The organism is Coprobacter sp. (genome assembly GCF_982436375.1).
Window position 1 is genome coordinate 1 of sequence record NZ_CEWDCG010000148.1, and the last position, 7,914, is coordinate 7,914.

Annotated in this window: 5 protein-coding genes; 3 read left to right on the forward strand and 2 right to left on the reverse strand. The window is 35.1% G+C overall.

Features of this window, described 5'->3' with window-relative positions:
* The first annotated feature begins 37 nt into the window (after positions 1 to 37).
* Positions 38 to 1,873, forward strand: a complete 1,836-nt coding sequence (locus AC1WHX_RS08805) for an LTA synthase family protein (RefSeq protein ID WP_303117322.1) — start codon at positions 38 to 40, stop codon at positions 1,871 to 1,873.
* Positions 1,874 to 1,889: 16 nt separating this feature from the next.
* Here the strand turns inward: AC1WHX_RS08805 and AC1WHX_RS08810 are convergent, their stop codons facing one another.
* Both AC1WHX_RS08810 and dinB read right to left on the reverse strand, forming a co-directional pair.
* On the reverse strand, positions 1,890 to 4,115 hold the full coding sequence (locus tag AC1WHX_RS08810) for a tetratricopeptide repeat protein (RefSeq protein ID WP_303117319.1): 2,226 nt from the start codon (positions 4,113 to 4,115) through the stop codon (positions 1,890 to 1,892).
* A 199-nt stretch (positions 4,116 to 4,314) separates the two neighbouring features.
* Entirely contained in the window at positions 4,315 to 5,376 is a 1,062-nt protein-coding gene (gene dinB, locus AC1WHX_RS08815) for a DNA polymerase IV (RefSeq protein WP_303117316.1), read from the reverse strand.
* 134 nt (positions 5,377 to 5,510) lie between these two features.
* On the opposite strand from dinB, the gene AC1WHX_RS08820 reads away from it, so the two are divergent.
* Both AC1WHX_RS08820 and AC1WHX_RS08825 read left to right on the forward strand, forming a co-directional pair.
* The gene (locus AC1WHX_RS08820) at positions 5,511 to 6,395 is read left to right on the forward strand and encodes a DMT family transporter (RefSeq protein WP_303117313.1); all 885 of its coding nucleotides are present in this window, start codon (positions 5,511 to 5,513) and stop codon (positions 6,393 to 6,395) included.
* A 220-nt stretch (positions 6,396 to 6,615) separates the two neighbouring features.
* The gene (locus tag AC1WHX_RS08825) at positions 6,616 to 7,848 is read left to right on the forward strand and encodes a tyrosine-type recombinase/integrase (protein WP_481229177.1); all 1,233 of its coding nucleotides are present in this window, start codon (positions 6,616 to 6,618) and stop codon (positions 7,846 to 7,848) included.
* The last annotated feature ends 66 nt before the right edge of the window (positions 7,849 to 7,914 follow it).

Consider the following 7,914-nt stretch of genomic DNA (forward strand, 5'->3'; position numbering starts at 1 on the left):
CATTTGTGTCGGGTATAGTGTAAAAAATAAAAGAATCATGAAACAGCGATTGCTCTTTTTACTCAAAATATATTTGTGGTTTATGTTCATGTTTATGTTGCAAAAACCGCTATTTATGCTTTTCCATTATAATTTATTCGAGAAAGCCTCTTTTATAGATTGGATGCAAGTTATATACCACGGTATTCCTCTCGATCTTTCAGTTGCAAGCTATATTTTGGCATTGCCGGTATTTGTGGCTTTAGTGACAGTATGGATACAAGGATTATGGGCAGAATGGTTTTATAAAGGATATTTTGCATTGATTATAGCGGTTTTATCTCTCATTTTTATTTCCGATATAGAACTATATACCTATTGGGGATTTAGAATGGATGCAACTCCTTTATTTTATTTGAAGTCTCCTGCCGATGCTATGGCGAGTGTGCCGTTTTGGATTTTGATTTTAGGAATTATATGTATCATTCTGTATTTTACGATTTTTTGGTATCCGTTGAATTATTGGATTGTGAAGGGTTCTGGGAAATGGAAATTCTGTAAACATCGTATCAAATCGACATGTTGGTTTTTATTGTTACTCGGTTTGCTGTTTATCCCGATTCGAGGGGGTATTTCGGTTTCTACAATTAATGTAGGGAGGGTATATTATAGTGATAATATGTTGTTTAATCATGCAGCAATAAACCCGGCTTTCAGTTTGCTGGCATCTTTGTCTAAAGGGCAAGATTTTAAACAGCAATATCGTTTTATGGATGCAGATAAAGCAGATAAAGAATTTTCAAAGATGACACACGGTCGAGTTTATTTCCCTGAAAATGACTCTGTTCGATGGATTAATCGTGAGCATCCGGATATTTTACTAATCATATTGGAAAGTTTTTCCGGCACTGCGATGGAGAAATTGGGCGGAGTTCCGGGAGTAATGCCGAATCTTACCCGTTTGGCAGAAGAAGGAATATTTTTTACAAACTTTTATGCGAATAGCTTTAGAACAGATAGAGGACTTGTCTCGATTTTAAGCGGATATCCTGCGCAACCGACAACATCTATTATGAAATATCCCGTCAAATCTCAATCTCTGCCTGCCATATCTAAATCATTGCGGAAAGAGGGATATGACATTCAATTCCTTTATGGAGGAGATGCGGATTTTACCAATATGCGTTCTTATTTTATTTCTTCAGGGTTTCAAAGCATTGTCTCTGACAAAGATTTCCCGGTTAGTGATTTATTGTCTAAATGGGGGGCAAATGACGGCACGACTTTCATTCGTTTCAGTGAATTGATACAAAATCAACAGAAGCATCCTTTTATGAAAGTATTTTTGACACTGAGCAGTCATGAACCCTTTGATGTCCCGTATCATCATTTTGATGATCCTTATCTTAATTCAGTGGCTTATACCGATAGTTGCTTGGGTGCATTTGTCGATCGTTTCCGTCAAACGCCCCAATGGAATAATACTTTGATTATTTTAGTGCCTGATCATGCTATGCGATATCCTGCCGGAGTTCAAGAGCCTGATATTGTCCGTCATCACATTCCTATGGTTTGGTGTGGAGGAGTGGTAAATGGCCCTAAAGTGATAAATGATTATGGCTCTCAGATCGATATTGCCGCCACTCTTTTGGGACAAATGAATATAGACTATTCAGATTTTAAGTTCAGTAAAAATATTGCTGATACTACTCAATATAAATTTGCTTATTATACCTTCAAGGACGGATTCGGATATCTGGATTCTAATGCTAAAGTCATATATGATAATGAAGCGGGTAAGGTTGTTTTTTCGGAAGGAGATACTACCGGAAGTAAAGAAAATGCAGGAAAGGCATTTCTACAAAAGTTATATGATGATTTAGGTAGCCGATAATCTCCGGCGGGGGAGATTATCGGTTTAAGGAATACATGAGCTGGTCGATTAGCAACGGAATATCATTGGCAGATATGCCTGCTTGTATCAAATATTTGATATCTTGTTTGAAATTATTGAGAAATGATTCCTTATTGCCTTTATCATTTTCTATGCTCTTTCGATATAATTCTACCGTTTTATTCAGGTTCTTTAGAACAAATTCTATATGTCCGGCATTCATATAATCGATAGAGGTCGGTTTATTATTCAGTATTTTTTCGTAATAACGCCGGGCTTGTTCTTGTTTTCCCGCCAAAAAAGAACACCATGCTATAGCCCTCCATGCTTTGGTGCTTTTGGGGTCTAAATAATCGACTTTAAAATAATATTTCAAAGCTTCATCATAATTCTCTTGTTCGAAATAGCAATGCCCGATATTCATCTCTATCGATAAATTATCAGGCTTCATTTGTTCTATTCTCAAGTAGTATTCCAATGCGGCTTCCGGTTTTTTTAGTGTTCTGTAACAAGACGCAATTCTTCTTAATGTCCACAGACTATCGGGATATATCATTTCTGCTTTCAGATATGCGTCTAAAGCTTTATCGTATTCTCCCGACATTTGTAGGCAATATCCTATTTTTTGATATAGTTCACTATCTGATCTATGGTTTTGTAGTAATTTATTGAACATTGTCAGGGCTTCGGCATAATATTCTTTCCGGAAATAAAATTCTCCGATCAACCTTAATGTATTGTCATCCGAAAATATGGATTGCAGGAACGAAACCTGGAATAAGTCTATATGAGATGAAAATGGGTCTGAAAATTCGGATCGGAAAGATGAAAGTTTGAAAAATCTATATAAGTCTTGTAAATATTGGTTTGATATGTTTTTCCCTGTTTCATCTGCATTTAGAGAAAGTTTGTCTTTTTCTATATTTTGCATCTCTATACCTTCGGCATTGAATTGAGATGTCATCATACCTCTTTGGGTTTCCGGTACTTGTGTGAGACTGAGGCAGAAAGAATATTTGTCCGAATTACACAAAAAGTGGGATAAACTAATGAGCTTCTTAAAATTATTATCTTTATCTCCTTGGGTAAAAACGTTGTTCAATGCTGTATATTCAGTATTAAACGGGCGAAACCAGTTAGCGGCTTCTTTAAAAAACGGGAAACTCTTGAGTCCTGAAAAAGTACTCATAAAAACATCAGCTCCCTCTAATTGTAAATCATTCAGTTCTTTAAGCTTATCGGCAATTCCTGATTGCTCTAAAATTTCCTGCCACTCCGGATTTTTATCCAAAGAGTTCATGTCGTTCATTAGCTCGTCTTGTTTCATCTTTTTATAAATAGACGGGCTTATTTTCATCATTTCAGGAAGCAGCTCTTCTGTAAATTTTCGAGAAATTCGTTCTGTTTCGCGGCTTTTTATTAATTGCAGAAAGATCGTCCGTGTTTCCTTACAAAATCGCTCGTTTTCTTTACAAGCTTCGATTCTTGCCAGCAAATAGGGCGAAAGCTCTATTCTCGTTTTGTATATGTACATAAGAATCAGAACTCCGCATAAGGCTCTTTGACGTATTTCTTCATTAGTCGATTGCTCATAGACGTCTAATAGAATTGCCAATTTTTGTTCGTCATACCGATGCAGTAGATTTAAAGTAAGCGCCGAAATGATTAAACAAGTCGTTTCGACGGGGAAATGTTCTGGAGATAATCCTTCACGTAAAGCTGAGTAATCCCATTCGGTTGCCGGATAGTTGCACCAAATTCTGGTTACAAGTTCTTCTTCTGCTTTTTCTACTTGCTTTCTGAGTTCAATTTGCGTCTGGACATTATTTTCTATATCACTCAATAAACTGTTTAAAGACAGGTTGTTAATGGCAGAATCTAATGTGTCTGACTGTTGCTGAATACTCATCTCCGGATGTAGCTGAAAATATCTTTTCTTAGAAAAATAAAAACCGGATGATTCTTTTTCGAGTAGTAATTCGGTAACTTTATCGGTTAAAGTGAATAAAGATGAAATCAAATTTCTATATACCTGTTCTCGTTCAGGATCTTCGATACCTTCGAACATATACCGGAGCATATATTTATAAGACGTTTCCAGTTCATTCAGTTTTTCGTTGACAGTCCAATCTTGCAATACTGAAGACAATTCAGACAACAGTTCGAATACTTTTTTTATCTGTTTTTTTGCAAGCAATCGATAAATCTCTTGCTGGGTATTTATTATTTCTTTTACTGTCATATCTGTCATATTTTCTGTAACCGATAAAGATAATATTTTACTTCGTAAGTTGTCAAATTTTAAAAATGAATATATTCAAAATGTATGCCAAATTTCTCTTGTAAGGTTTATATCCTTTCAAAATATTGTTCAGGATAATATGTGAATGATTTTTCAGGGAATATCCGCCCGGAATAAAAAGTATTAAGGTCAAGGTTTTTCAGAATTGGATACTGAGCTGTTGAGGATGTAATTTTTCTGTCGGATGTGAAACCGACAAACCGAGTAAACGAATCGGATGTTGCGATATGTCTATTTCTTTCAATAGTTTTTTTGCTAAAGGCAGTATTTCATCAAGGTCTGTTAAAGGATGATGATTACTTATACATTTGGTTTTTTGTGAAAAGTCATTGAATTTTATTTTTAGAGTAAGCGTGTTTCCTTGAAATTTTTTGAGAGTGATGCGTTCTGTCAGTTCACAGGCTACATGATAAAGTTCTATGATAACAGCCATGGGACTAGTCAAATCTTTTTCAAAAGTTGTTTCACAGCCGATCGATTGCCTTATTTTTACAGCTTCTACCGCTCTGTTATCTATACCATGAGCAAAATCATAAAATAGATTTCCGTTTTTTCCGAAATGACTGATAAGAAACTCTAAAGAACATTTTTGTAAATCAGCTCCCGAATGAATTCCTAATAAGTGCATTTTCTTTCCGGTCGTTTTTCCTACACCCCAGAATAATTCGATAGGAAGAGATGCGATGAATTTGATAGCTTTATCGGGATGGATGACGTAGAGTCCGTCGGGTTTTCTGTAATCGGAAGCGATCTTTGCAAGAAATTTATTATAGGAAACTCCTGCAGAGGCAGTAAGCCCCAATGTCTCTTTTATTTGTTGTTTTATGGCTTTTGCTATATCTGTCGCCAATTCGATATTTTTTTTGTTTTCTGTAACATCAAGAAATGCTTCATCCAAAGATAACGGTTCTATAATATCGGTATATTCTCTGAATATAGCGTGTATTTGTTTAGATACCTCTTTATATACCTCCATTCGTACCGGTATGAATATTACATCCGGGCAAAGTTTCCGGGCTTTGACAGACGACATGGCTGAATGTATTCCGTATTTCCGGGCTTCATAACTGGCCGCAGAGACAACACCCCTGCTTTCGGGACGGCCTACGACTAATGGCTTCCCGACATATTCCGGATGATCACGCAATTCTATGGAAGCATAAAAAGCATCCATATCTATATGTATTATTTTTTTGTTCAAGTGAAATAAACCCTCTTAAAATCTATCGCAAAAATACGCTTTCTTATCAGATTGTCGTATAATAGGATATAAAAACAGTCTAATAAAATAGGATATATAGATTATCTTTGCAGTTTAAAAAAATAAAGAATTACATGAAAACTAAGATATTGGCGATTTTTGCATGTTTACTATGGGGATCGGCCTTTGCAGGAGCGAAAATAGGATTTGAATATACAACTCCGTTACATTTGTCCGGTATGCGCTTTATGCTGGCCGGACTTTTGTTAATACCTTTTTTGATATATCAGAAGATCGATTGGATTTCTAATTTGAAAGAGTGGCGTTATATGCTGTTATTCGGTTTTTTACAGACGTTTATACAGTACGGTTTCTTTTTTATGGGATTAAATAAAGTCCCCGCTGCCATATCTGCAATTATCATCGGAGGCGGTCCGTTTTTTGTTGCTGTTATGGCTCATTTCACTATGGGAAATGATCGAATGTCGTTTCGTAAGATTTTGGCTATTGTTTTAGGTATGGCCGGAATCGTATTTATAAGTTTTGCAAAAGGAGGTTCTATTCATACTGACGTTTCGTTTTATTACGGAGTCATATTGTTGATTATCAGTAATGTTGTAGGGGCATCTACTAATATTATAGTTGCCAAGAACAGAAACAAAGTTTCTCCGGTTATGCTCACTGCATTTGCTAATTTTTCTGGCGGATTAATTCTGTATATTGTATCGTTTTTTACAGAAGATTGGTATGTAAAACCTTATTCATTAGAGTTTTATATTGCATGGATATGGTTGGCGTTGATTCCGGCAGTCGGATTTTCCATTTGGTATTCGCTGCTTAAGAGACCAGAAGTGAAAGTTTTTGAATTGAACATGTGGAAATTTGTCGTACCGGTTGCCGGTGTTGTTTTAAGTTGGTTGCTTGTTCCGGGTGAATATCCCGATTTGTATTCGATATTGGGTATTTTTATTATAACGGTAGCTTTGCTGATTTTACAGAGGCAACCGAATGAAAAATGATGATATCGTGCGTCAATAAATAATTATTTGTTTCTAATTAAAGACTTGTTTTAGAGTCTATCTGATATTTTCCTTGGGTCGAATTTGGAAAATCTCCTCGAAATAACATTCAAAAATATCTGTACAAGATTTAGACAGGCTTTGGACAAAAAAATGATTTTTTCTATGATATTTACGCAGCTATATGTTATATATTTTTGATATATAATATTTAGAAGTTATGGTATCTATAAAAATCAAATTACGTCATTCATCTGTTTCCGGAGTTCCCGGAACGGTGGTTTATGTATTGCATGAAGGCATGAGGTCTGTCCGGATTGCAACAGAGTATAAATTGTTCCCTGAAGAATGGGATGAAAAGTCCCAGTCTGTCGTTTTTAGAGAAAAATATCGGTTTTCGTACGTAACGGATATAGACCTCCGAATAAAGAACGATGTATCTGCTTTACAAAATATGATTAAATCGTTTCCAAATTATTCGGCAAAGGATATCTTACAAGCATTTCATATACATAGACAAGATAAATCTTTTCTTGCTTTTATGGATAAACAGATAAGATCATTGATAAAGAACGGATGTTTGGGAACGGCCCGGAATTATATGTGCACGAGAAATAGCTTTGCTTCGTTTCTTCATAATCAAGACATTGAGTTTTATTTAATGACAGAAGATTTTATTCTTGAATATGATTCATGGCTGAGAAAGAGAGGTATAACCCGTAATTCTGTATCTTTTTATATGCGTATATTGCGATCTGTGTATAATAAAGCTGCTGCAGAAATGTTTTTTAATCCTGAAAATATATTCAGGAAAGTATATACCGGAGTAGACCGCACTCGAAAGAGAGCTGTAAATGAGGAAATCATTGTTCGTTTAAGTAATTTGGATTTATCCGAACATAAAGCTTTGGATTATGCCCGGGATATATTTATCTTTAGTTTTTATACGAGAGGAATGGCTTTTGTCGATATTGCTTATCTCAGAAAAAGCAATATAAGAAATGGGTTCATACAATATATTCGTCGTAAGACCGGACAGATTATCAATATTTGTATCGAATCATGTATGAAAAAGATAATGGACCATTACAAAACAAAAAGTGAATATATATTTCCTATTATTACATCTTCAGACGAAAAAATAGCATATCGGCAATATCAAAATTCACTGAGTTATTATAACAAACAGCTCAAAAAAATTTCCGATTTATTAGGACTGCCTTCTCCTCTTACCTCATACGTTGCACGCCATACATGGGCTACAGCCGCAAGAAATAAAAATATACCTCTTTCTGTTATAAGTGCCGGTATGGGACATACATCCGAGAAAACCACGCAAATTTATTTGGCATCTTTAGACAATTCTATTATAGATGAGGCTAATAAATTTATTATTAGTTCTTTATATTATAAAGACGATAATTCTGGAAAAAAGAAGAAAAGAGAAGTATAGTCCATATGAAAATAATCTGTTTCTATCACAGAAGTAGGACTTTATTATCTTGTATATATAATTAAC